Source organism: Xanthomonas sp. NCPPB 2632 (assembly GCF_041228075.2).
GTDB lineage: Bacteria > Pseudomonadota > Gammaproteobacteria > Xanthomonadales > Rhodanobacteraceae > Luteibacter.
Window position 1 is genome coordinate 1,269,978 of sequence record NZ_CM192979.1, and the last position, 23,395, is coordinate 1,293,372.

The 23,395-nt window shown below is 66.2% G+C and carries 13 protein-coding genes; 4 read left to right on the forward strand and 9 right to left on the reverse strand.

All coding sequences use genetic code 11. The annotated features are described in order from the left end of the window. The 3 genes from metH to AB8808_RS05700 are packed head-to-tail and all read right to left on the reverse strand — an operon-like array spanning position 1 to position 4,720. Positions 1–2,700, reverse strand: coding sequence for a methionine synthase (gene metH / locus AB8808_RS05690; protein ID WP_369927470.1), 2,700 nt, complete (start codon positions 2,698–2,700; stop codon positions 1–3). Further along, positions 2,697–3,779: a homocysteine S-methyltransferase family protein gene (locus AB8808_RS05695; RefSeq protein ID WP_369927472.1), complete on the reverse strand. Its 1,083-nt coding sequence runs from the start codon at positions 3,777–3,779 to the stop codon at positions 2,697–2,699. The genes metH and AB8808_RS05695 overlap by 4 nt, the downstream gene beginning before the upstream one ends. Then, a complete protein-coding gene (locus AB8808_RS05700; protein ID WP_369927474.1) occupies positions 3,776–4,720 on the reverse strand; it encodes an ArsR/SmtB family transcription factor in 945 nt (314 codons plus the stop codon). The genes AB8808_RS05695 and AB8808_RS05700 overlap by 4 nt, the downstream gene beginning before the upstream one ends. Before the next feature lie 176 nt (positions 4,721–4,896). Here AB8808_RS05700 and AB8808_RS05705 point away from each other — a divergent pair, with 176 nt between their 5' ends. Then, the gene (locus AB8808_RS05705; RefSeq protein ID WP_369927476.1) at positions 4,897–6,057 is read left to right on the forward strand and encodes an acyl-CoA dehydrogenase family protein; all 1,161 of its coding nucleotides are present in this window, start codon (positions 4,897–4,899) and stop codon (positions 6,055–6,057) included. Positions 6,058–6,222: 165 nt separating this feature from the next. Here AB8808_RS05705 and AB8808_RS05710 read toward each other — a convergent pair whose 3' ends face one another. Genes AB8808_RS05710 through AB8808_RS05720 form a run of 3 tightly spaced genes read right to left on the reverse strand, consistent with a single transcriptional unit; the run spans position 6,223 to position 11,447 of the window. Beyond that, entirely contained in the window at positions 6,223–9,561 is a 3,339-nt protein-coding gene (locus AB8808_RS05710) for a multidrug efflux RND transporter permease subunit (RefSeq protein ID WP_369927478.1), read from the reverse strand. 12 nt (positions 9,562–9,573) lie between these two features. After that, a complete protein-coding gene (locus AB8808_RS05715) occupies positions 9,574–10,794 on the reverse strand; it encodes an efflux RND transporter periplasmic adaptor subunit (RefSeq protein WP_285403146.1) in 1,221 nt (406 codons plus the stop codon). Then, entirely contained in the window at positions 10,791–11,447 is a 657-nt protein-coding gene (locus AB8808_RS05720) for a TetR/AcrR family transcriptional regulator (protein WP_036143130.1), read from the reverse strand. Before AB8808_RS05720 ends, AB8808_RS05715 begins: the two co-directional genes overlap by 4 nt. Before the next feature lie 272 nt (positions 11,448–11,719). Here AB8808_RS05720 and AB8808_RS05725 point away from each other — a divergent pair, with 272 nt between their 5' ends. From AB8808_RS05725 to AB8808_RS05735, 3 genes are all read left to right on the forward strand, one after another. After that, complete coding sequence (locus AB8808_RS05725) at positions 11,720–16,639, forward strand: NAD-glutamate dehydrogenase (protein ID WP_369927480.1); 4,920 nt, start codon at positions 11,720–11,722, stop codon at positions 16,637–16,639. Between the two features lie 330 nt (positions 16,640–16,969). Next, a complete protein-coding gene (locus AB8808_RS05730; protein ID WP_036143126.1) occupies positions 16,970–17,728 on the forward strand; it encodes an NAD kinase in 759 nt (252 codons plus the stop codon). 97 nt (positions 17,729–17,825) lie between these two features. Beyond that, positions 17,826–18,764: a 5'-nucleotidase gene (locus AB8808_RS05735; protein WP_369927482.1), complete on the forward strand. Its 939-nt coding sequence runs from the start codon at positions 17,826–17,828 to the stop codon at positions 18,762–18,764. Between the two features lie 28 nt (positions 18,765–18,792). On the opposite strand, the gene AB8808_RS05740 is transcribed toward AB8808_RS05735, so the two are convergent. The 3 genes from AB8808_RS05740 to AB8808_RS05750 all read right to left on the reverse strand — a co-directional run bounded on the left by AB8808_RS05740 (position 18,793) and on the right by AB8808_RS05750 (position 23,364). Continuing rightward, on the reverse strand, positions 18,793–20,046 hold the full coding sequence (locus AB8808_RS05740; RefSeq protein WP_369927484.1) for a hypothetical protein: 1,254 nt from the start codon (positions 20,044–20,046) through the stop codon (positions 18,793–18,795). Continuing rightward, entirely contained in the window at positions 20,043–22,415 is a 2,373-nt protein-coding gene (locus AB8808_RS05745) for a hypothetical protein (protein WP_369927486.1), read from the reverse strand. Before AB8808_RS05745 ends, AB8808_RS05740 begins: the two co-directional genes overlap by 4 nt. Positions 22,416–22,488: 73 nt before the next feature. Further along, on the reverse strand, positions 22,489–23,364 hold the full coding sequence (locus AB8808_RS05750; RefSeq protein ID WP_369927488.1) for a DMT family transporter: 876 nt from the start codon (positions 23,362–23,364) through the stop codon (positions 22,489–22,491). Positions 23,365–23,395 lie beyond the last annotated feature (31 nt).

The window sequence follows — 23,395 nt, forward strand, 5'->3', positions numbered from 1 at the left end:
TCAGTCCGGGTCGTAGTCCAGGTAGGGGGCCAGCCAGCGCTCGGCTTCGGTCCGCTCCCAGCCCTTGCGGCGGGCATAGTCGTCCACCTGTTCGCGGGTCATGCGGCCCACCACGAAATACTGGCTGTCCGGGTGTGAGAAATACCAGCCGGATACCGCCGCCGTGGGGTACATGGCGAAGTTGTCGGTGAGCTGCACCGTGGTGTGCGTGGTGGCATCGAGCAGGTCGAACAGGGTGCGCTTCTCGCTGTGCTCGGGGCAGGCAGGATAGCCCGGCGCCGGACGGATGCCGCGATAGGCCTCGGCGATCAGCGAATCGTTGTCCAGCGACTCCTGCGGCTGGTAGCCCCAGAACTCCTTGCGGACGCGCTCGTGCAGGCGCTCGGCGAACGCCTCGGCCAGGCGGTCGGCCAGGGCCTTGAGCAGGATCGACGAATAATCGTCGTGGTCTGCCTCGAAGCGCGCCACGTGCTCATCGATGCCGATGCCGGCGGTGACCGCGAAGCCACCCACCCAGTCCTGCACGCCGCTGTCCTTCGGCGCGATGAAGTCGGCCAGGCAGAAGTCCGGCCGCTCCACGGGCTTGTCCACCTGCTGGCGCAGGTGGTGCAACATGGCCATCGGCTTGCGCTTGCCCGTGCCGGGCTCGGCGTACACCTCGATGCTGTCGCCCACCTGGGCCGCGGGCCAGAAGCCGATCACGCCCTTGGCGGTCAGCCACTTCTCCGCGATCAGCCGGTCCAGCATGGCCTGCGCGTCGGCATACAGCTCCGAGGCCTGCGTGCCGACCACCTCGTCGGTGAGTATCGCCGGGAATTTACCGGCCAGCTCCCAGGCGTTGAAGAAGGGCGACCAGTCGACGTAGCGACGCAGTTCCGCCAGGTCGTAATCGTCGAACACAGTGATGCCCGGCTGGCGCGGCTCGGGCGGCGTGTATGCGGCCCAATCGCCCTGGTAACGCTGCGCCCGCGCCTTGGTCAGCGGCACCAGGTGCTTGCCGGTGCCACGGCCCTTGTGGCGCTCGCGCACCTCGGCATACTCCGCGCGCACCTTCAGCATGAAGTCGTCGACCAGGTCCTTGCTGACCAGCGACTGCGCCACGCCAACGGCGCGCGAGGCGTCCTTCACCCATACCGTGGGCGACTTGTAGTGCGGCTCGATGCGCAGCGCCGTATGCGCGCGCGAGGTGGTCGCACCGCCGATCATCAGCGGCACGTGGAAATCCTGTCGCTGCATTTCGCGGGCGACCTGGCTCATCTCTTCCAGCGAGGGCGTGATGAGGCCGGAAAGGCCGATGATGTCGGCGTTCTCGGCGCGGGCCACGTCGAGGATCTTCTGCGTCGGCACCATCACGCCGAGGTCGATCACCTCGAAGTTGTTGCACTGGAGCACCACGCCGACGATGTTCTTGCCGATGTCGTGCACATCGCCCTTGACCGTCGCCATGATGATCTTGCCGTTGTTCCTGGTGACGTTGCCGGAGAGCTTCTTCTCTTCCTCGATGAAGGGAATCAGGTGGGCCACGGCGCGTTTCATCACGCGCGCGGACTTGACCACCTGCGGCAGGAACATCTTGCCCGCGCCGAACAGGTCGCCGACCACGTTCATGCCGGTCATCAGGGGGCCCTCGATGACATCGAGCGGACGCGTGGACAGCTGGCGCGCCTCTTCGGTGTCTTCCACCACGTACTGGTCGATGCCGTGCACCAGGGCATGGGTGAGGCGCTCGATCACGGGTTTTTCGCGCCATGCCGCGGTTTCCACCACGGCCTCGGCCTTGCCGCCCTTGTAGCGGTCGGCCACTTCCAGCAGGCGCTCGGTGGCGTCGTCTCGGCGGTTGAGCACCACGTCCTCGACACACTCGCGCAGCTCTTCGGGCAGGTCGTCGTAGATGGACAAACCGCCGGCATTGACGATGCCCATGTCCATGCCCGCCGCGATGGCGTGGTACAGGAACACGGAGTGGATTGCCTCACGCACCGGGTTGTTGCCGCGGAACGAGAACGACACATTGGAGACGCCGCCGGAGATGTGCGACGACGGGAATCGCCGTTTCAGCTCCCGCGTGGCCTCGATGAAATCCACGGCGTAGTTGTTGTGTTCCTCGATGCCCGTGGCGATGGCGAAGATGTTGGGATCGAAGATGATGTCTTCCGGGGGGAAGTTCAATTCGTTCACCAGCAGCTCGAACGCGCGCGAGCAGATCTCTACCTTGCGCTCTTTCGTGTCGGCCTGGCCCACTTCATCGAAGGCCATCACGACTACCGCCGCGCCGTACTGGCGCACCTTGCGTGCCTGCTGCAGGAACGGCGCCTCGCCTTCCTTCATCGAGATGGAGTTGACGATGCCCTTGCCCTGCATGCAGCGCAGGCCGGCCTCGATCACGCTCCACTTGGAGGAGTCGACCATGATCGGCACGCGCGCGATGTCGGGCTCGGACGAGATCAGGTTGACGAAGCGCGTCATCGCCGCTTCGGAATCGATCAGGCCCTCGTCCATGTTGATGTCGATGATCTGCGCGCCGTTTTCCACCTGCTGGCGCGCGACGTCCACCGCTTCTTCGTAGCGGCCTTCCTTGATCAGCTTGCGGAACTGCGCCGAGCCGGTGACATTGGTCCGTTCACCGACATTGATGAAGTTCAGGTCCGGGGTGAGGACCAGCGGCTCGAGGCCGGAGAGGCGGGTGTATCGGATGCTCATGCGGCTTGCGCGATGTCCCTGGTCTGGCGCGGCGGATATGGCGCGACCGCGGCGGCGATGGCAGCGATATGTGCCGGCGTGGTGCCGCAACAGCCGCCCACGATGTTGATCAGGCCTTCCTCGGCAAAGCCGCGGATGGTCTCGGCCATGGTTTCGGGGCTTTCGTCGTACTCACCGAAAGCGTTGGGCAGGCCTGCATTAGGATGCGTGCTGATGGCGCTACCGGCGATACGCGACAGCATCTGCACGTGCGGGCGCAGGTCCTCCGCGCCCAGTGCGCAATTTAGGCCGACCGACAACGGCTGGATATGTTCCACCGAGTAGAAGAAAGCCTCGGCGGTCTGGCCCGACAGCGTGCGGCCGGAGCGGTCGGTGATGGTGCCGGAGATCATCACGGGCAATCGGGCGCCGAGTTCGTCGAACAGTTCGCTCAGGGCGAACAGCGCTGCCTTCGCATTGAGTGTGTCGAAGATGGTCTCGACCATGATGGTGTCGGCGCCGCCTTCGATCAGTGCGCGCGCGGCCTCGACATAGTTCGCCTTCAGCGAATCGAAGTCGATGTTGCGGAAACCCGGGTCGTTCACGTCCGGCGAGATGGACGCCGTGCGACTGGTGGGGCCGAGCACGCCGATGACGAAGCGCGGCCGGTCCGGGGTGCGCGCTGTCATGGCGTCGCAGGCCTCGCGGGCGATGCGGGCGCCTTCGCGGTTCAGCTCCGGCACGAGGTGCTCCAAGTGGTAATCGGCCTGGCTGACCCGCGTGGCGTTGAACGTGTTGGTCTCGACGAAGTCCGCACCGGCCTCCAGGTAAGCCATGTGCACGCCGCGGATGATCTCCGGCTGGGTCAGCAAGAGCAGGTCGTTGTTGCCCTTCAGGTCGCACTCGCCGGGGTGGTCATGGTGGTGCGTATGCGCGCTGTCCAGGCCGTCGGCGAAGCGGTCGCCGCGATAGCCCGCTTCGTCCAGCCGATGGCCCTGCAGCATGGTGCCCATGCCACCGTCGAGGATCATGATGCGTTCGGCCAGCCCCTTGTGGATCAGGGCAACGCGGTCGGGGTGCAGCCAGGGCAGTGCGCTCATGCGGTTCTCCGGGTATCGGGCTTGCGGGCGAGCAGGCTGATGACTTCGAAATGCGGCGCGCGGCGCTCGCGGCTCAGGCGCTCGCAGCTGACCACTTCCAGGCCGGCACCGAGGGCCAGCGCGGTGAGCGATTCGCAGGTGAAGCCCAGGTTGCGGTGATCGAACGGCTCCACCACGGCGCGGTGATCGTGCTCGCCCAGCGTGGAGGCCAGCACGCGCCCGCCGGGCTTGAGCACACGGGTCACTTCCGCGAATACCGCGTCGGGGCGTTCGGAATAGGTGAGGGCGTGCAGCAGCAGGGCCAGGTCGAAATGCTCGTCGGCCAGGTCCAGCGCGTGCATGTCGCCGGTGCGTACGTCCACGTTGCCGAACGTGCTCAGGCGCTGGCGCGCCGCCTCCACCACGCGGTCGGAGCTGTCGACGCAGACGATGGAATGGGCGTGTGGGGCCAGCAACTCCGCGGTGACGCCGTCACCGGAGGCGATGTCCAGCACATCCCCGGTGGCCAGCAGCTGCAGCAGCGAGCGGGCCAGGGTTTCCCAGGTGCGCCCGGGTGAGTAATGGCGCTCCATGTCGCCGGCCACGGTATCGGCCCAGCCTTCGGCACGCGCGCGTTGCGCCAGCACGGCGGGCAATCGTTCCGCGTCTTCACGCAGCAGGGCGTCGCTCAGGGTGTCGCGCAACGAGGCAACCAGCGCCGCCAGGGTGGGATCGGCTTCGGCGTTGGCCCGGTAGTAGGCCGAGACGCCGGCGCGGCGATCGCGCACCAGCTCTGCTTCTTTCAGCTTGGCCAGGTGCGTGGACACGCGTGGCTGGGCCAGGTGCAGCACCGCAGCCAGTTCGGCCACCGTCAGTTCCTCGCGGTCCAGCAGGGCGAGCAGGCGGACGCGCGTCGGGTCGGCCAGCAGTCGCAGCACCGTGGAGGCCGTCGACAGGTCCATCCTGCATCCTTATATCGCGATAGAAAGATGCGTAAGGATGGGGCCCGACCCGGCCAGCGTCAAGGCCACATGTTGCAGTGCAGGGCGGCAACCGCTCGAACGACCGTTAGAATGACCGGATTACCACCTCCACCCCCACGATCTGCCGCCCGTGAAGGCCGGCGCGAGGAAGCCCCATGGATTTTCGCTTTACCGACGACCAGCTGTCGATCCAGTCCATTGCCCGCGACTTCGCCCAGAAGCGCATCGTCCCCGTCGCCGCCGAGCTGGACGCCAAGGGTGAGTTTCCGCTGGAGAACATCCGGGAGATGGGCCAGCTGGGCCTGATGGGTATCGAGGTGCCGGAGGAATACGGCGGCGCGGGCATGGACCCGGTGTCCTACGTGCTGGCCATGGTGGAGATCGCCGCGGCTGACGCCGCGACGTCCACCATCATGTCGGTGAACAATTCGCTGTTCTGCAACGGCATCCTGAAGAACGGCACGGAAGAACAGAAGCAGAAGTACGTTCGCGCCATCGCTTCGGGCGAGGCCATCGGCGCCTATGCGCTGACGGAGCCGCAATCGGGCTCCGACGCCTCCAACATGCACACGCGCGCCGTGAAGAACGCCGAGGGCGACTGGATCATCAACGGCAAGAAGAGCTGGATCACCTCCGGCCCCGTGGCGCGCTACATCGTGCTGTTCGCGGTCACCACGCCGGGCATGGGCGCCCGCGGCGTGTCCGCCTTCGTCATCGACACCCAGCGCCCGGGCTTCCTCGCCGGCAAGACCGAGCCGAAGCTGGGCATCCGTGCCTCGGCCACCTGCGAGATCGAGTTCCACGACTACATCTGCCCGCAGGAAGACATGCTGGGTGCGGAAGGCAAGGGCTTCGGTATCGCCATGGGCGTGCTGGACGCCGGCCGCATCGGCATCGCGTCGCAGGCGGTGGGTATTTCCCGCGCCGCCTATGAGGCCACGTTGCAGTGGTCGCGCGACCGCAAGGCGTTCGGCCAGCCCATCGGCACGTTCCAGATGACCCAGTCCAAGATCGCCGACATGAAGTGCAAGCTGGACACCTCGCTGCTGCTCACGCTGCGGGCAGCCTGGACCAAGGCCCAGACCGACAAGAACGGTGGCCGCTTCGGCACCGAGGCCTCGATGGCCAAGCTGGTGGCGTCGGAATCGGCGATGTGGATCACCCACCAGGCCGTGCAGATCCACGGTGGCATGGGCTATTCGAAAGAGATGCCGCTGGAGCGGTACTTCCGCGATGCGAAGATCACCGAGATCTACGAGGGCACGAGCGAGATCCAGCGGCTGGTGATTGCGCGGGCGGAGACGGGGTTGCGGTAAGCGTTCGGTTTTCCGGATCGCGCACATCGCGCACATCGTGCGCTCCTACGTGAAGCGTGACCGACACGGATGCATGGACGATACGGAAAGGTAGCCGACGGGATCATCCGCAGATAAAGAAAAAGCCCGGCATGCCGGGCTTTTTCGTTTGCAATCGACCGGGGGTTACGGTCGGTCGGTGCCGCGTCGGGGGTCCGAGTCGAACGCCCGGACATCACCGACGTTGGGGGCATGCGGGTGGAGGTTGGTCGGGCCGTTCGGGCCGTTGCCACCACCGTTGCCGCCGTGGTCGCCACCGTCCGGATCGTGATCGCCGTCATGGCCGACATGCGGCATGTTGTGCGACACCTCGTCCAGCTTGTCGCCCAGCATGCGGCGCACCGAGGTGTAGAACACCGGGATGAGCAGCAGGCCGAGGATCGTGGCGAACAGCATGCCGCCGATCACGCCGGTACCGATGGCGTGGCGGGAATTCGCGCCCGCACCCGTGGAGATCGCCAGCGGCAGCACGCCGAGGATGAAGGCCATGGAGGTCATCAGGATGGGGCGCAGTCGCAGGCGGGCGGCTTCGACCACGCTGTCGCGCAGTGTCTTGCCTGCCTGCTGCTGTTCCACCGCGAATTCCACGATCAGGATCGCGTTCTTCGCGGCCAGGCCGATGACGGTGATCATGCCGATCTTGAAGAAGATGTCGTTCGGCAGGCCGCGCAGCATGGAGAACACCACCACGCCCAGCAGGCCCAGCGGCACCACCAGCAGCACCGCCACCGGGATCGACCAGCTCTCGTACAGCGCGGCAAGGCACAGGAACACGATGACGATGGACAGCACCATCAGCGCCGTGGCCGAGTTACCCGCCAGCACTTCCTGGTAGGAGGTGCCGGTCCAGTCGAAGCCGAAGCCCTTGCCCAGCTTGTCGTTGACGATGCTCTCCATCGTGCTCATGGCCTGGCCCGTGGACGTGCCCGGCGCATTGTTGCCCACGATTTCCACCGCCGAGTAGCCGTTGTAACGGGTGAGGGTCGGGGCCGCCATGGTCCAGTCCGAATGCACCACGGTGGACAGCGGGATCATGCTGCTGTCCGTGGCGGTGGACGCGCTGGCCACGCTGGACGTGGTGCTCGTGGAACCGCTGGCGCTGGAGGCGGCGAGCGTGCTCGGCGTGAAGATGTGCGCGAACGCATCCGTGCCCATGCGGTACGGGGCATCGGCCTGCATCATCACGCGCTTCACGCGTCCGCCGTACTGGAAGTCGTTGATGTACACCGGCGCCAGGGTGAGCTGGATGGCGGTATAGATGTCACTGACCGACAGGCCCATGGTCTGCGCCTGGGTCCGGTCGACCTTCAGCTGCAGCAGCGGAGCATCCTCGAGCGTGTTGGGACGCACACCCACCAGCGACTTGTCCTGCGCCGCGGCGCCGAGCAACTGGTTGCGCGCCTGGGTCAGCTCGGCGCGTTCCTGGCCGGAGCGGGCCTGCAGGTACATGTCCACGCCGCCGAACTGCGACAGGCCGCGGATGGTCGGCAGGTTGACCACGAACACCGTGGCATCGCGCACGCCCTGCATCTGGCCGTTGGCCTTGCCCAGGAACTCGGGCACGGTGATATCGCGATCGGACCAGTCCTTCATGCGAATGAAGTCCATGCCCACGTTTTCGCCCTGGCCGACGAAGCTGAAGCCCGAAATCTGGAAGACGCCTTCCACTTCCGGATTCTTCAGCAGGATGCCGCGGATCTGCTCCTGCACCTTCTGCGTGCGGGCCAGGCTGGCGCCCGGCGGCAACTGCACGATGGCCAGCGCATAGCCCTGGTCCTCGTCCGGCACGAAACTGGACGGCAGCCGTGTATACAGGAAGCCCGTGAGTACGGCGACGGCCACGAACACGATCATCCAGCGTGGACCATGGCGCACGGCCGAGTCGATATGACCGCCGTACTTGTGCGTGGTCCAGTCGAACATCTGGTTGAACTTGCGGTAGACGACGTTCTTCCGCTTTTCCGGTTCGTGCTTGAGCAGGGTGGCGCACAGGGCCGGCGTGAAGGTCACGGCGAGGAACGCCGAGAAGCCCATGGACACGGCGATGGTCAGTGCGAACTGCTTGTAGATGATGCCCGAGGCACCCGGCTGCAGCGCGGACGGGATGAACACCGCCGCCAGTACCACGGTGATCGCCACGATGGCGCCGGTGATCTGGCCCATCGCCTTGCGCGTGGCTTCCTTCGGAGGCAGGTGTTCCTCCGACATGATGCGCTCGACGTTCTCGATGACCACGATGGCGTCGTCGACCACGATGCCGATGGCCAGCACCATGCCGAACAGGGTGAGCTGGTTGATGGTGAAGCCCAGCGGCGCCAGGCCGATGAACGTACCCAGCAGGGCCACCGGGATGACCAGCGTGGGGATGATGGTGGCGCGGAAGTTCTGCAGGAAGATCAGCATCACCAGGAAGACGAGGATGATCGCCTCCACCAGCGTGTGCGCCACTTCCTCGATCGAGATCACCACGAACTTGGTGGACTCGTACGGGGCGAACCAGGTCACGCCATCCGGGAAGCTCTTGGCCAGCTCATCCATCTTGGAGCGGACGGAATTGGCCACGTCCAGCGCGTTGGCGCCGGGCAGCAGCTGCACACCGAAGGCACCGGTGGGCACGCCGTTGTACTCGGTGGCGAAGCCGTAGTTCTGCGGCCCCAGCTCGACGCGCGCCACGTCCTTCAGGCGAACCACGGTGCCGTCGTTGTTGGCGCGCAGGATGACGTTGGAGAACTCCTCGGCCGAGGTGAAGCGGCCTTCGGCGGACACCGTGGCACTGAAGCCCTGGCCGTTGGTAGCCGGGTCGGTACCCAGCGAGCCCGCGGCGAACTGCACGTTCTGGGCCGACAGGGCGGTGCGCAGGTCGGTGGCGGAGAGGCCGTAGCCGCGCAGCTTGTCCGGATTGAGCCAGACGCGCATGCCGTACTCGGCGCCCAGCTGGCGGGTGCTACCCACGCCGGGCAGACGCGCCACCTGGTCGAGCACGCGCGAGGACACCAGGTCGGTGAGCGCGTTGCTGTCGATCGCCTTGTTGGACGAGGTGAGCGCGATGAACATCAGGAAGTCGGGGTTGGCCTTCGCCACCACGACGCCCTGCTGGGTCACCTCCGAAGGCAGGCGCGGCGTGGCCAGCGACACCTTGTTCTGCACCTGCACCTGAGCGATGTCGGGGTCGGTACCGGTGTCGAAGGTCAGCGTGATCGTGGCCTGGCCCGACGAGCTGGACTGCGAGCTGAAGTAGATCAGGTGGTCGATACCCGTCAGCTGCTGCTCGATCACCTGCGTCACGGTTTTTTCGGTCGTATCCGCGCTCGCACCCGGGTAGGTCGCCGTAACGGTGACCTGCGGCGGAGCGATGTTGGGATACGACTCGATGCCCATGTTGAGCAGGGAGATCGTGCCGCAAAGGCTGATCAGGATCGCCAGCACCCACGCGAAGATGGGGCGGTCGATGAAGAAACTCGGCATGACGAAACTCCCTTACTGCTGACCGGCCGGCGCGGCGGACGAGCCGGCCTTCGCCGGATCGGCGGCCGGCTGGGCAGGAGACGCCTTGACGGGCGCGTTCTCCTTGGCCTTGGGCACGCCCTGCACGATGATCTTGTCACCCGGCTTGAGACCGCCGGTGACCACCCAGTTGCCGCCCGCGATGCGGTCGGTCTGGATGGGACGGCGAACGGCGGCGGAGTCGATGGTCTGCTCCTTGCCGGCCTGGTCCTTGCTGGTGGCCTTGTCCACCACCAGCACGTAGGCCGAGTTGGCGTCACGCAGCACGGCGGCCTGGGGCACCAGGTAGACGTTGTGCAGGCTGCCCAGGTTGGCCTTCACCGTCACGAACTGTCCCGGCAGCAGGCGCGTGCCCGTGTTGGTGAGCAACGCGCGGAGGTCGACCGTACCGGTCTGCGGGTTCACCGTGGCGGAGGAGAAATCCATGGTGCCCTGCTCGCCGAAGTCGCTGCCGTCGGGCAGCTGGATGCTGACCGTGGACTTGTCGGTGTCGCTCAGGGTGACATTGCCCTTGGCGGCGGCGCCGCGCATGGTGTCCAGGTCGCCCACGGACATGTTGAAGTTGACGTAGACCTTGTCGATCTGGTCGACCTGGGTCAGCAGCGTCGTGTCGCCCTGGCCCACCAGGGCGCCCTCGGTGACCTGCTGGCGACCGGCGCGGCCGTCGATGGGCGAGACCACGTCGGTGAAGCCGAGGTTGATCCGGGCCGACTGCACGTTGGCCTCGGCCTGCTTCACCGAGGCGTTGCCGGTGCGCTCGTTGGCCTCGGCGGTGTCCAGGTCCTGGCGCGAGATGTAGTTCTTGCCGATCAGCCCGCGCGAGCGGTCTGCCGTGGCCTTGTAGTTGGCCGCGGCGGCCTTGGCCGACGAAAGCGCGGCCAGCTGGGCGTCGAGTTCGGCGGTCAGCGGCTGCGGGTCGATCTTGAACAGCTTCTGGCCGGCCTTCACGTCGGTGCCTTCGTCGTAAAGGCGGTGCAGCAGGATGCCGGGCACGCGGGCGCGCACGTCGGCGGTGCGGAAGGCCGAGACGCGGCCGACCTGGTCCTGGACCAGCGGAACATCCTGGGGCTGGGCGGTGATGACGCCCACCTCGGGCGGAGGCGGCTGCTGGGGCGCCTCCTGCTTGTGGCAGGCGGCGAGCGCCGCGGTCAGGCCGAAGGCCATGAGGGACGTGCGCAGGGGCAGGGGATTCATGAAAACTCCGTTCCTATTCCAGGTTTCTTGATCTTTCGCGGCCGGTCATCCGTGGGGATGTCGTACGCGTGCATAAATACGGTTACCGCGTGTCGCGCCCAGTCGTCCTGCGCCTCCTGCCCCCGCGCCTGCATCCCGAAGAGCCGCCGGTCGCCCTCCAGGCCGTGCAGCATGGCCAGGAACAGCTCGGCGGCCACCTCCGGGTCGTCCCGGCGCATGCCGCCTGCGTCCATCGCCTCGGCCATGCAACGCGACAGCCGCACGGCGACCGTGCCGATCGCCGTGCGGAAGAAGGTCTTCGCGGCAGCCGGGAAACGGGGCGCCTCGGCGATCAACATCCGGCCCAGCGCCACGTGCTCGTGGTCCATCACGTACGTGTGGTGCGCCTGGGCCAAGGCATACAGGGTATCGGCCAGGCCGCGACTCTCAGGTGCAAGACTCGCATGCAAGGGGTGGGCGAGCTGTTGGACGGCGGCGTGGAACAGGGTGTCCTTGTTTTCGAAATGGGCGTACACGGTCTGCTTGGACACACCGGCCTCGCGGGCCACGGCGCCCATGCTGACCCGGTAGCCGTCACGCAGGAACAGGGCACACGCCGCCTGGAGCACCCGCTGCTGATGATCCGACGCGGGGCGTAACTCCAGGTGTGACATCGACCCTTTACCTGCTGGACTATACCGTCCAGTTTAGTATCTGCTTCGGACCAGCGTCAACGGGCAACCGTGCCATTCGCGGGCGAATTGCTGCGTCGCAGCTTGGCCCGGACGAGGCACCGTTGCCCGCTGGAACGAAAGCTGCGCGCGCCGGATGTCGCGATGCAGTGAAAAAGCGCCTTGCCGAGGCAAACCTGCGGTGTGGCTACATGCCCTGCGTGGGCGCTATGCTTTCACGGATTTCCTTCCCGTCCCCACATCGATATCCGCCCATGAATGCGATTCGCACCGCCGAAAGCGGCCAGTTCGAAGCCCTCGTCTTCGCTGAACTGAAGAAGATCGACTACCCCGCGGAGCGCCTCGATGAGGCGCACTTTTTTATCCAGGCCTTTTTCGAGCGCATCGCGCCGGCCGACCATGCGCTGCACGCGCCGGATCGCTGGGCCGCGCTGATCGCCGACCTGCTTTCATTCGCCCGTGAGCGCACGCCGGGCAAGGCCAAGGTCCGTGTCTACAACCCGGGTCTGTCGGGCACGCGCGCCGTGGTCGAGGTCGTCACCGACGACATGCCGTTCCTGGTCGATACCGTGTCGATGGTCGCGGCCACGCACGCCGACGTGCACGCCGTCATCCATCCCGTGGTGCCGGTGGTCCGCTCGGCCGCCGGCGCGCTGGAGGCGATCGGCCGCGGCACCACCACCGAGTCGATCATGCGCTTCGAGATCGACCGCATCGACGACACCGAACTGGACACGCTCAAGGCCCATGTCGAGTCGGCCCTGTCCGATGTGCGCGAATCGGTGGACGACTGGCGCGCCATGCGCGGCAAGATGACCGAGATCGCCGATGACCTGGGCCGTCGCTCCCTGCCGTACACGGCCGAGGAAGTGCGCGAGGCCAGCGATTTCCTGCGTTGGGTCGCCGACGACCATTTCACCTTCATGGGATACCGCGAGTACGAAGTGGCGCCGGGGCAGGGCGACGACGTGCTCAAGACGGTCGAGGGCTCCGGCCTGGGCATCCTGCGCACGGCCGAGCGCTCGCTGGCGCCGCGCTCGCTGCGCACCCTGGTAGCCAGCGAGCTGCCGCGCTCGGGTGCCACCGATGCCATCATCCTGACCAAGACCAACGCGCGCTCGCCCATCCACCGCGCGGGTTACATGGACTATGTCGGCGTCCTCAAGTTCGACGACGCGGGGCGCCCCGTAGCGGAGCAGCGCTTCCTCGGCCTGTTCTCGTCCAACGCCTATATGGCCCATCCGCAGCATGTGCCGCTGGTGCGCGACAAGTGCGAGGCGGTGATGACCCGCTCGGGCCTCAAGCGCGATTCGCACTCAGGCAAGGCCCTGCGCCACATCCTCGATACGCTGCCGCGCGAGGAACTGTTCCAGTGCAGCACCGATGAACTCTACGCCCTGTCCACCGGCTTGCTCGAACTGGCCCAGCGCACGCGCACGCGCCTGTTCATCCGCCGCGACAGCTACGGCCGTTTCTTCTCCTGCCTGGTGTTCGTGCCGCGCGACCGTTTCAACACCAGCGTGCGCGAGCGCGTGGAAAACGTGCTTCGCGAAGCGTTCCACGGCGAGCACGTGGACTCCGCCGTGCTGATGGGCGAAGCCGCCCTGGTGCGCCTGCACGTGGTGGTGCGCCCGCGTATCGGCGATCACCCGGTCTACGATGCCGCGCGTATCGAGGCGCAGATCACGGCCATCGCGCGCAACTGGCACGACGACCTGCGCGATCGCCTGATCGAGACGACCAGCGAACAGGACGGCATCATTCTGGCCAACCGCTACGGCAAGCTGCTGCCGGCCGGTTACGTCGACGAGGTGTCCCCGCAGGTGGCCGCCGCCGACGTGCGCGCGCTGGCGGGGCTGGATGGCCCCGACGCCATCAGCATGTCCTTCTACCATCCGCCGCACCGGCCGGAAGAACTGCGCTTCAAGGTGTACCGCTCCGGCTCCGACATCGCCTTGTCCGAGGTGCTGCCGCAGCTGGAAAACCTGGGTCTGCGCGTGCTCACCGAGCACATGTACGAGGTTCGGGTCGGCGACAGCCTGCTCTATATCCAGGATTTCGAAGTGCAGCCCGTGGGCCGCCTGGCGTTCGACGTGGCCCAGGTGGGCACCTTGTTCGAAGATGCCTTCGAGCAGATCTGGCGCGGCAATGCCGAGAACGATGGCTTCAACCGCCTCGTGCTGGGCGCGAAACTCGGCTGGCGCCAGGTCGCGGTGCTGCGCAGCTACACCAAGTACCTGCTGCAGACGGGCGTGGCGTTCTCGCAGGCGTACATGGAAGACGCGCTCAACCGTTACCCGGCCATCGCCGGCCTGATCGTCGAACTGTTCAATGCGCGCTTCGATCCACGCCGCGAACACCTCGACGACGCCGAGCGCGCTACCGCCGAGGCGATGCTCTCTCACGAGATGCACACGCTGATCGGCCAGGACACGCTGTCCGCCCATCCCGGGCTGATCGACACGCTGGTGGCATCGCTGTCGCGTTCGCGCGACGAGCAGGTCGCCGGTATCGAAGAGGCCATCAACGCGCTGCTGGACAATGTGTCCAGCCTCGACGAAGACCGCATCCTGCGCAGTTATCTCGCGCTGGTCCACGCCACGCTGCGCACCAGCTTCTTCCAGTCGTGGGACGGCGTGTTCCGTCCGTACATCAGTTTCAAGTTCGATTCGCACCAGGTGCCCGATCTGCCCAAGCCGGTGCCGTTCCGCGAAATCTTCGTCTACGCGCCACGCGTGGAAGGCATCCACCTGCGCTTCGGTGCGGTGGCGCGTGGCGGCTTGCGCTGGTCGGATCGGCGCGAGGATTTCCGCACGGAAGTGCTGGGCCTCGTGAAGGCGCAGATGGTGAAGAACACCGTCATCGTGCCGGTCGGTTCCAAGGGCGGTTTCTTCGTCAAGCGGCCGCCGGTGAGCGCCGATCGCGATGCACAGCTGGCCGAGGGTATCGCCTGCTACCGCATGTTCATCAACGGGCTGCTGGATATCACCGACAACCTTGTCGAGGGTGCCGTGGTGCCGCCGCACGACGTGGTTCGCCACGATCACGACGACCCCTACCTCGTGGTCGCCGCGGACAAGGGCACGGCCACCTTCTCGGACATCGCCAACGCCATTTCCACCGAGCACGGCTTCTGGCTGGACGATGCGTTCGCGTCCGGCGGTTCCAACGGCTACGACCACAAGGGCATGGGCATCACGGCCAAGGGTGCATGGGAGTCGGTCAAGCGCCACTTCCGCGCCATGGGCCGCGATTGCCAGACCGAGGACTTCACCGTGGTCGGCGTGGGCGACATGTCCGGCGACGTGTTCGGCAACGGCATGCTGCTGTCGCAGAAGATCCGCCTGCTGGCCGCCTTCGACCATCGCCACATCTTCCTCGATCCGAACCCGGATGCGGCCAACTCTTTCGTCGAGCGCCAGCGCATGTTCGCCCTGCCGCGTTCCTCGTGGGCCGACTACGACACCTCGCTGATCTCGGCCGGCGGCGGCGTCTGGCCGCGCACGGCCAAGTCCATTCCCGTGTCGGCGGAGATCAAGGCGGTGCTCGGCATTCGCAGCGAAGCCACGCACATGGCGCCCACCGACCTGCTTTCCGCGATCCTGAAGGCCCCTGTGGACCTGCTCTGGAACGGCGGCATCGGCACCTACGTCAAGGCGGCCAGCGAGACGCACGCGGATGTCGGCGACCGCGCCAACAACGCACTGCGTGTCAACGGCAACGATCTGCGCTGCAAGGTGGTGGGCGAGGGCGGCAACCTGGGCATGACCCAGAAGGGCCGCATCGAAGCCGGCCAGGCCGGCGTGCTGCTCAACACCGACTTCATCGACAACTCCGCCGGCGTGGACACCTCGGACCACGAGGTCAACATCAAGATCCTGCTCAACGATGCCGTGCAGCGCGGCGAGCTGACCTTCGAAGGCCGCAACCGCCAGCTGGCGGAAATGACCGACGAAGTGGGCCGTCTCGTGCTGTGGGACAACTACCGGCAGAACCAGGCGATTACCGTGATGGAGCACCAGTCGGTGCGCCGCCTGGGTTCGATGGCGCATTTCATCAGCACGCTCGAAGCGGAAGGTATGCTCGACCGCGCGGTCGAGTCGCTGCCCACCGCGGCCGAGCTGGCCGAGCGCAAGTTGCGCGGCCAGGGTCTCACCCGCCCGGAACTGTCGGTGCTGCTGTCGTACGACAAGATCCGCCTGTTCCAGCAGTTGCTGGAGTCGGACGTGCCCGAAGACCCCTACCTGTCGCGTGAGCTGGTGCGTTACTTCCCGCTGCCCTTGCACGAGAAGTACGCCGAGCACATGCAGCGCCATCGCCTGAAGCGCGAGATCATCGCCACCGCGGTGACCAACTCGACGATCAACCGCATGGGTGCCACTTTCATGATGCGGATGCAGGAAGACACGGGCCATGGCCCGGCGTCCATCGCCAAGGCCTACACCGCCGCCCGCGAGATCCTGGATGCGCGCGAGCTGTGGGCCGAGATCGAGAAGCTGGACGGCGCAGTGGCCGAGGACACGCAGATCGACGCGATCCTGCATATCTGGTCGCTGCTGCGTCACCTGACCCGCTGGCTGCTCAACCGTCCGGGCGGCACGCTGGATATCGCCGCCAATGTGGATCGCTTCGCCAACGAGGTGACGGTGCTGCGCAAGGCACTGCCCGATGCGCTCACCGACACCGGCCGTGGCGATTTCGACGCCAGCCGCGAGAAGTGGGAAGGCCTTGGCGTTCCCGACACCCTGGCGGTGCGCCTGGCCCGGGTGCCGGTGCTGCGTGCGGCACTGGACATGGTCGAGGTATCCAAGCAGAGCGGCAAGGACATGGCCGCCGTGGCGCATGTGTTCTACGAGCTGGCCGAGGCGCTGGATCTGGAGTGGCTGCGTGGACAGATCGAGGCACTGCCGGTCGAAGGCGCATGGCACGCGCAGGCCCGTGGCTCGTTGTTGGATGAGCTCAACGCCCAGCATCGCGCCCTGGCCCTGCAGGTGCTCTCGGTCGCCGGCGATCGCACGGATGTCAGCCCGGTTCAGGCCTGGCTGCAGCGTGACGACGCCACGCTGAAATACACCCGCGCCATGCTCGCCGAGATCCTGACCCAGAACGCCGACTACCCGATCGCCTCGGTCGCCGTCCGCCGCCTGGCCCAGCTGGCGCAGATCCCGGTGTAAACCGCACGGCCGTCGGCGGTGGCGTCGCCGGCGGCCTGGCGGCCGCATCGCCGACATCGTCGGCTCCTACCGGGCAATGCGACGCCTTATCGCCGACATCGTCGGCTCCTACAAGGCATCGCTTTGCCTTGTAGGAGCCGACGATGTCGGCGATCCCGCGCCCGCGGGCAATCTGCCGCACCCAACCATCCTCCCCGCCCCACACCCCGCCGCACATCCCACACCCCACCGCACATCCCACACCCCACCGCGCATCCCTTACCCACACCGGCCTATCCGTCCGCCGCAGTTAGGGACTAAGCTCCGCACTGGATACGGAAACCTTTTCCCATGCGCCTAGCTTTTGTCGCCAGCGAGACCGATGTGGCCCAGCGCGCCCGTGCGGCGCTGGTCAAGCGCTACAAGGGCGTGGCGCCCGAAGATGCCGAGATCGTGGTCTCGCTCGGCGGCGACGGCTTCATGCTGCGCACGCTGCACGCCCATCGCACCCTTGGCCTGCCGTTCTACGGCATGAAACTCGGTCGCCTCGGCTTCCTGATGAACCAGCACGATCTCGACCAGCTGCCTGAGCGTATCGAGCGGGCCCACCCCGCCGTGCTCCATCCCCTGGAGATGCACACCACCTGCTGCGACGGCACGGAGCATCGTGCCCTGGCCTTCAACGAAGTGGCGCTGTTGCGCCAGAGCAACCAGGCGGCCCATCTGACGGTCAGCCTCAACGGCGACCTCAAGCTCGACGAGCTCGTCTGCGACGGCGTGCTCGTCTGCACCCCGGCGGGTTCCACGGCGTACAACCTGTCCGCGCACGGCCCCATCCTGCCGCTGGACGCCAACGTGCTGGCCATGACCCCGATCAGTCCGTTCCGTCCAAGGCGCTGGCGCGGCGCCATCCTGCCGCACGCCACACGCGTCACGTTGCACACCAAGGACCCGAACAAGCGCCCGATCAGCGCCACGGCAGATTTCCACGAGGTGCGCGACGTGAAGTCGGTAGAGATCAAGCAGTCCCGCCGCAACGCGGTGCGCCTGCTGTTCGACCCCGAACACAATCTCCAGCAGCGCATCCTCGACGAACAATTCGCCCCCTGACTCCCACCCGCACCGCGAGGGTAGGAGCGCACGATGTGCGCGAAAACAAGGCGCCACAGCGCCCGACCCACGTAACTCACGCACCCCCAAACCCACTATGACCCATCCCCCCCAAGACACCAGCAACGCCCACGCCGACAGCGCCATAAACGACAACCGCCTCGTCGTCGCCATCTCGTCGCGTGCGCTGTTCGACATGGAAGACAGCCACGACCTGTTCGAGCGCGACGGTCTGGATGCCTACCGTGCCTTCCAGATCGAGCACGAGGACGACCTGCTGCAACCAGGCGTGGCCTTCCCGCTGGTGCAGAAGCTGCTCGGCCTGAACGCGCTCTCGGGCGATGTTCCACCGGTGGAGGTCATCCTGCTGTCGCGTAATTCCGGCGACACCGGCCTGCGCATCTTCAATGCGATCCAGCATTACAAGCTGGGCATCTCACGGGCCGCCTTCACCAGCGGCGCGCCCACATCCGACTACATCGCGCCGTTCCGCGCCGATCTTTTCCTGTCGGCCAACGCGGAGGACGTGGGCCGTGCGCTGCGGGCCGGTGTTGCCGCGGCGACCATCCTGCCGTCCACGGCCCCGCAGCGCTCCCGCGAGCAGCTGCGCATCGCTTTCGACGGCGACGCGGTGATCTTCGGCGACGAAGGCGAGCGGGTATCCAAGGAGCAGGGCCTGGATGCGTTCCATCGCAGCGAATCCGAGCTGTGGGCCGAGCCCCTGTCGGGCGGCCCGTTCCGTGGCTTCCTGGCCGCATTGCATCGTCTACAGGCGGCGTTTCCCGCCGAGACCTCGCCGATCCGTACGGCCCTGGTCACCGCCCGCTCCGCGCCCGCGCACAAGCGCGTGATCCTCACCCTGCGTCGGTGGGGCGTGCGCATCGACGAGGCGCTGTTCCTCGGCGGACGCGACAAGGGGCCGTTCCTGGACGCCTTCGGCGCCGATATCTTCTTCGACGACTCCCCGGCCAACGTGGAGTCGGCCCGGCGGCACGTGGCTACCGGGCACGTGCCGCACGGCGTGTCCAACCCCTAGGCCGGTTTCCGGCCTGGCAGGCGCCGCGTTAAAGCTGCAACACCGGGCCGTCGTTGTTCATGGCCTGCTGCCGGCTTGCCTGCCGGGATAGTGCGTCGATCGTTTCCTGTTGCACCCGCGCGTCCCATTGGCGCCCTTCGGCCAGGCTTTGCTCCATCGGTGGGGCAGGTGAGGTCAGGTCCAGGCGGGCCACGGCATCGGGTCGCCTCCCCGTGCAGACGATGTGCCGCTCCTGAATATCCACGTCACGCAGCTCGTCGGCGTTGCGTATGTCGTAACGACGCGCGTGCAGCGCCATCTGCGCCGTCTTGTCGTCCGACACATCCATCGGAAGCTGCATCCGGATAGCCGCGTAGAGCGGGTCGGCCCCGGCTCTCGGAAGGCTGGTGCGCGGCGGGGCATCGGCCAGGGGATGCGGCGAGTCGATCAGGCGGCCCGGATCGTCGGGGTGAAACGCCTTGCGCGCCTCCCGTCTTTCCATGCGCAGGCGATGCGTATCTTCCAGTTCCTGCAACAACCTGGGGTCCTTGACGTCGTTCGTCTCGTTGACGGGCAGGCCCACATGCGGTTGTGCCAAGGTGAACTCGGTCCATTCGCCGTTGCGGTCACGGCCGTAGAAGTGATCGTTGCGGCCGATGACGTTTGGGTCCAGATGCGATCTGTCGCCGATCGCCGATGTCCACGCAGCGGCCATATCGGCGCCGTAGGACATGCTCTCGGCAGCCGGCATGCCTGCCGCCCGCGCCATGTCGCCCAGCGTGGACCATCCGCGCCGGGCGCCGACGAGGTCGTTGTCGAGCATGTGCTTCCAGATCGTTTCGGACTTTTCCGCGCCGTCGGGAGCGTGGTTGCGTGCCGTTTCAAGCAACTTGCGAGGTGTCCAGGCGTTGGGATCGATGTGAAGGTTGCCGAAAGCCTGATCGTGCGCTCCTTGAACCATCCGCGCAGGCAGATTCAATGCGCCGGTGACATCGCCCCTGTCGAACGCCTTCCGTCGGATCGCCAGGTCTTGCTTTATCAAGTCGATACCGAAGGTGTCCCACTCGCGTTCGGTAAACGCTTTTCCACTGTGTTCACGGGCGTAGGTCTGTGCGTACGCATTTGCCGTTGCACCTGGCATATTGTCGTTTCGCACGACGCCCAGGGTCAGTCTTCCGTAACCATCGTTGCCTGGAAGTTCGGCCAGATAGTTCCAGTAGAGTTCGCGATTTTCCGTGTCGGCATAGTAGCTGAGCACTTCGAGATCGTTCGCGCGCAACTCGCCAGTGGTGGCTTGCTTCATCGCACCATCCCTGATTCGATCATGGTGCGCACCCTGTTCTCGATCCGTTGCCAGTCGGGCATGACGATGCGCAGATAGCTCAGATCGACGATCAAACGTAGCTCAGGGATGAGAAACGAGTGGTTGCATGTCGATCGTCGTCCACCTTTACCGTCCACGATGCGTCCATCCTGAATGCTTGCGCCGTCGGGGATGAAGCGGGAAGAACAGGTAATGACGGTCGTGGGAACGCCATCGGCGCCCATCCGTACGAACCATTCGTCATGTCGTTCAGGCTTGCCCGCCGACGTGCCCGGCCCGTAGAGGTTTTCGTAGTAGTGTTTCAGCTTGTCGCTATCGGCGAGATAAGGCGTGAGCCCGAACGTCGGCTCGCCTTTGATCCGTAGGTCGAGGTTCTGGCTCGGGTTGGCGCGTGCCTTCTTGTCATCGGGGTTGAGCGGTTCGACATAGCGCCGAAGCAGCGTACGGTATGCGGCATCGGATAACCTGCTTGGTGCGGCAATACTGATGCTTATATGGCTTATGAAGTCGACTGTATGGGCGTGGTAGTCCACACCCTGCGGTAAAGGCTTCAGTGTCGGCCACTGCACCAAGAGCATGACGCCCCCATCCGGGTCAGGGCCGGACTGCTGGTAGTAGAGATTCTTCGGGAAAGCAAACTTGTAGTGGCCGATGGTTGCTCCGACCAGGCGTGCATGCCGTTCTGGGTCAGCCTGCGGGTTGGCGGCAGGCGCGGGAGCACTGGTGCCGCCCGCGCTGACGGATGTCGCAACAAGCGTCGCAAGAAACGCGATAAACGATCGGGATATCGGCATGGCCTCTCCGTGGTCGGTCTGGGGCGGCGCAACACTCGGCTTGCGCGGCAGGTTCAAGGTACGGCAAATGACAGGCGTCGGCAGGGATGCCATCGCCACGATCTGTTGTCCCCGGCGTAGCGACATCAGTTCGCGGACGGATGCCGGCTCCGACACGTGTCGGCAGCTGCGATGGTCGGCCATGAAGGTCTTCAAGGCCCTTGCTTCCTTCGCGGCGAACGCATCGTCGCGAGGTGCCTGGACCACGCATAGCGCGAATCGGCGATCGAGTGCGCTGGCCCTGTCGCCATACCTGGCGTGCAGGGCGGCAATTCCGCGGGTCGTGGCGATGCATCGTCCGGCGGTCGCCGGATCGGTGAGGGCGGCAATGCGCGGGAGCGCGTCGAGCGCGTGGACGACCAGCAACGACGATGCCCCGATGCCTGGCGCGTTCTGCCACTGGCGAATCGCTGAATCGATCAAGGGGCCGGCCACGGCGCGCCACCGGTCGGGAACATCCATATACACGTCCGCCTTTCGCAGCGACGAGTCCGGTAGCCCACCGCCCCGGGTGGCGGCGTCCACGACGGGATCAGCGAACGGCGCGAGCACCTCACTCACGCGTGCCCATATCGTGTCGGCGCCTTCCTCGCCCAGGCCCAGCCATTCGCTCATCCCGATACGTGCCCTGGCCCCGATCTCAGGTCGCCTTGCGAGTGCTTGCAGGAAGGCCTGCGGCGAGGCATAGCTCCGCCAACGCGCGCAAAGACGATGGAGATCCCCGGGGGCGACCGGAACCGCTGCACTCCCCGTTCGTCGCAGCACGTCGTCCACGGCGTATACCAGGCTGACGAAAGCGTTCCGGGCATGGCTGGCCATGAACCTGTCGTGTGGGCCCCGTTCGGGAAGCCACAGCGCGGCGAGCTGGCGAAGCTCGTTCGCGTCCAGGCCCTTGGGACGCCAGGCGCCGGCCAGCGGATTCCACGCCTGGTCGCCGTCGAAGGGATCGATGCGGAGCACGGTGCGACCACGGGCCTTGCGCGCGTACACATGACTGCGCCCGCCGCAATCGATGACCAGGGTGGCTCCGCTCGACCGTCTGAGTGCGTGGATGACGACCGCATGGGCCTCGGGATAAAACGGAGCGGATACCAGGACCGAGGCACCGTGAGGGGCGGCCCGCGTGCGCCCGCGTCGTCTCGTCAACGGGATGGCTCCGCGTCCCGGACCGAGTGCGGGAAGCTCCAACTCAGATGTCGCGAGGTCATCGAAGGGAACGTGCGGCGATGCCGACGGTATCGAGGGGTGGTGGCGTCGGAACCACAGCATCGCGCCGCACCACAGCAATGGCGGCAGCAGCAGTCCCGTGCCGCCCCAGCACAGTATCCGCGTGGCGTACGGACGGTAGGCGGGGCGCTCGAGTACCTGCCAGTAGTCGTACCAGAGGCCCGGCGTGGCGCCCGAGATGGGCAGGCCCAATGAGAAGAGGATCAAGCCGCTGGCGAGAAGAGGGGCGATCGTGCATGCGCCCAGAGCCGAAACGCCTGCTCCGAGGCGCCATAACCATGGCGTCATGCCATTCCTTGGTAAACCTGTCCTGGGCCGATCATCGCATGAGGTCGGCCTCAGGCCCAGACGGCCCCGCCCCTCACACGATGTTCGTCCACCGCCACCAGTCGGTCTTCTTTTCCTCGCGCACGAAGGTGAACAGGCCGGCGCCCAGAATCAGCACGATGCCCACCAGCATCGGCCAGTCGAGGTGGTCGTGGAAGATCAGGTAGCCGAACAGGATGGCCCACAGCATCTGGCTGTACTGCGTGGGCGCCACGCGCGCCGCCGGTGCGTTCTGCGTGGCCAGCATCAGCAGCACGGCACCGCCCGCGGCAAGCAGGCCGTAGCCCAGCACCAGCAACCACTGGTGTGCGTCCGGCCAGACGAAGTGCGGCAGCATCATGATGAAGCCGGCGATCATCGGCCCGACCACGCCGGCGCCGTAGAGGGTGATGCGTTTCTCGGTCGCGCCGGCCATGCGCAGGGCGATGATCGACAGGGCCCCGGTGATGCCGCAGATGATCGCGGCCACATGGCCCTGGCCCAGGTGACGGAACCCGGGGCGAAGCACCACCAGCACGCCCAGGAAACCCACCACCACTGCCGACCAGCGCCGCCAGCCCACATGCTCGCGCAGGAACACCACCGAAAGGATGGTGACGAAGATGGGCAGCAGGAAGATCAGCGAGAACGCTTCGGCCATAGGCAGGGCGGTGAACGCCATCACCGCGGTGATGTTGCCGATGGCCCCCGCCATGGCGCGCAGCAGCCACAGGCCGGGCATCTTCGACACCACGATCTCGCTCCAGCGGTCGCCGGGCTTCTTCAGGAAGGGAAACGCCGCCATGGCCAGGACGGCACCGAAGAACACCGCCTCGTAGGGTGGCAGTGAGCCTTCGAGTGACTTCACGAAGGCATCGCTCCATGCATAGGCTGCGTAGCAGGCAAAGCCGAGAAGGACGCCTTTGAACATGGGGGTGATCCTGGGAGCGGGGACGGCCCAT

Bases quoted from the DNA above. Each gene is read 5' to 3' on its own strand.
- AB8808_RS05750 (WP_369927488.1), bottom strand. From the start codon at position 23,364: ATGTTCAAAGGCGTCCTTCTCGGCTTTGCCTGCTACGCAGCCTATGCA.
- AB8808_RS05715 (WP_285403146.1), bottom strand. From the start codon at position 10,794: ATGAATCCCCTGCCCCTGCGCACGTCCCTCATGGCCTTCGGCCTGACC.
- metH (WP_369927470.1), bottom strand. From the start codon at position 2,700: ATGAGCATCCGATACACCCGCCTCTCCGGCCTCGAGCCGCTGGTCCTC.
- AB8808_RS05720 (WP_036143130.1), bottom strand. From the start codon at position 11,447: ATGTCACACCTGGAGTTACGCCCCGCGTCGGATCATCAGCAGCGGGTG.
- AB8808_RS05740 (WP_369927484.1), bottom strand. From the start codon at position 20,046: ATGAAGCAAGCCACCACTGGCGAGTTGCGCGCGAACGATCTCGAAGTG.
- AB8808_RS05695 (WP_369927472.1), bottom strand. From the start codon at position 3,779: ATGAGCGCACTGCCCTGGCTGCACCCCGACCGCGTTGCCCTGATCCAC.
- AB8808_RS05735 (WP_369927482.1), top strand. From the start codon at position 17,826: ATGACCCATCCCCCCCAAGACACCAGCAACGCCCACGCCGACAGCGCC.
- AB8808_RS05700 (WP_369927474.1), bottom strand. From the start codon at position 4,720: ATGGACCTGTCGACGGCCTCCACGGTGCTGCGACTGCTGGCCGACCCG.
- AB8808_RS05725 (WP_369927480.1), top strand. From the start codon at position 11,720: ATGAATGCGATTCGCACCGCCGAAAGCGGCCAGTTCGAAGCCCTCGTC.
- AB8808_RS05745 (WP_369927486.1), bottom strand. From the start codon at position 22,415: ATGACGCCATGGTTATGGCGCCTCGGAGCAGGCGTTTCGGCTCTGGGC.
- AB8808_RS05730 (WP_036143126.1), top strand. From the start codon at position 16,970: ATGCGCCTAGCTTTTGTCGCCAGCGAGACCGATGTGGCCCAGCGCGCC.
- AB8808_RS05710 (WP_369927478.1), bottom strand. From the start codon at position 9,561: ATGCCGAGTTTCTTCATCGACCGCCCCATCTTCGCGTGGGTGCTGGCG.
- AB8808_RS05705 (WP_369927476.1), top strand. From the start codon at position 4,897: ATGGATTTTCGCTTTACCGACGACCAGCTGTCGATCCAGTCCATTGCC.